Origin of the sequence: Ancylobacter amanitiformis, assembly GCF_030814815.1 — a bacterium.
GTDB lineage: Bacteria > Pseudomonadota > Alphaproteobacteria > Rhizobiales > Xanthobacteraceae > Ancylobacter > Ancylobacter amanitiformis.
Window position 1 is genome coordinate 1 of record NZ_JAUSVR010000040.1, and the last position, 1,653, is coordinate 1,653.

Genomic DNA, 1,653 nt, shown 5'->3' on the forward strand with positions numbered 1-1,653 from the left:
GGCTCTGACTCACTTTTGATGGAGTTGAGCGTCTGGCTGGCATTGGTTCACGTGGAGAATCAATGCCATGGGTCAGAATTTACGGGTCTCGGAGCTGGTGCCGCGCGGGTTTGTCGTCGATGAAGTGGTCGACGCGGATTCCGGCATCCAGATCTGCCTCCGTGCCTCCAGTGCAAGGAGTTGTTGCCCGGGATGCGGGGCAGCCTCGATGCGCGTTCACAGCCGCTATGCTCGGCAGCTGGCAGATCTGCCGCTTTCCGGCAGGCCGGTCCGTCTCGTCATTCAGGCGCGGCGCTTTCATTGCGACGCGGTGCTGTGCCCACGCCGCATCTTCACGGAGCGCTTCGATAATGGGGCCCTGCTGCCATGGTCCCGGCGCACGGCTCGGCTCGATGACCTCGTCCACCATCTCGGGCTCGCTTTGGGTGGCCGGCCGGCAGCGCGCTTTGCGCAAAGACTGATGCTGCCGGCGAGCAACGACACGCTGCTCCGGGTGATCCGAAGGCGAGGTCGACCGCCCTTCGTGCCGCCTGCGGTGATCGGGATCGATGACTGGGCCTGGCGACGCAATCAGCGCTATGGATCGCTGATCTGCGATCTGGAGCGGCGCCAGACCATCGCCCTCTTGCCTGACCGGGAGCCCGCAACGGCGCAGGCGTGGCTGTCCCAGCAGCCACAGATCACTATTGTCGCCCGAGACCGGGGCGGCGGCTATGCACTGGCTGCGGCGAAAGCCCTACCAGCCGCGACACAGGTCGCTGATCGCTGGCACCTGATGGAGAACGCGAGCCGGGCCTTTGTCGACGCTGTTCGCAAATCCATGCGCCAGATCCGTGCCGCCGTCGGCGCATCCACCATCAATGCGGATCTGCTCACCGCTGCCGAACGCATCCAATATGAAGGATATCTGTACCGTGAGGAGACCAACGTAGCCATTCTCGACCTCGCAAAGGCGGGGGTGACGATCAAAGATATCGTGCGACGCACCGGTCACAGCCGCGGCCTCGTCCGGCGCGTCATACGCGGGCAGCGCTCGGACGTCTTCCGCACTCGCGAAAGTTCTCTCGAGCTGTTCCTGCCCTGGCTCGACGCGCAGTGGGCGGCTGGGCAGCGCAATGGTGCCGAGCTCTGGCGTCGGCTCGGACACCACGGTTTCCGTGGCAGCCTCAGGGTCGTCACGGAATGGGCCACGCGCCGCCGGCGAGCCGAGGCGGTCGAGGGCGGCGCCCTGAACCGGACGCCATCGGCGCGAACCCTTGCACGATTGATGACCCTCGCCCGCGATCAACTCTCCAGATCCGAAACCGTGTTGATCGCGGCGATCGAGAGCGGCGTACCCTCGCTTGTCGAGGCCCGCGAGATCATCGCCGCCTTCCAGACCATGATCCGAAAGAAGGCTCTTCCCGATCTCGGCCCCTGGCTGGAACGTGCGAGCTCAAGCCTCGTGGCCGCGTTCGGCCGCGGCGTGAGAAAGGATCACGCTGCCGTCGCCGCGGCCATCACGTCTTCTTGGTCCAACGGCCAGACCGAGGGCCAGATCACCAAGCTCAAGCTGGTGAAGCGCCAGATGTACGGTCGCGGCAAACTCGACCTGCTGGAGGCTCGCCTCGTCGCGCCGGCATAGCACCACACCACCAAATCTGCGTCAGAGCC

1 protein-coding gene is annotated in these 1,653 nt (G+C 65.2%); it reads left to right on the plus strand.

What is annotated here, in order from left to right; all coding sequences use genetic code 11:
• The first annotated feature begins 67 nt into the window (after positions 1 to 67).
• Positions 68 to 1,624, plus strand: a complete 1,557-nt coding sequence (locus QOZ99_RS22250) for an ISL3 family transposase (protein WP_306892172.1) — start codon at positions 68 to 70, stop codon at positions 1,622 to 1,624.
• The last annotated feature ends 29 nt before the right edge of the window (positions 1,625 to 1,653 follow it).

Coding starts and splice junctions, on each gene's coding strand:
- QOZ99_RS22250 (WP_306892172.1), top strand. CDS start 68: ATGGGTCAGAATTTACGGGTCTCGGAGCTGGTGCCGCGCGGGTTTGTC.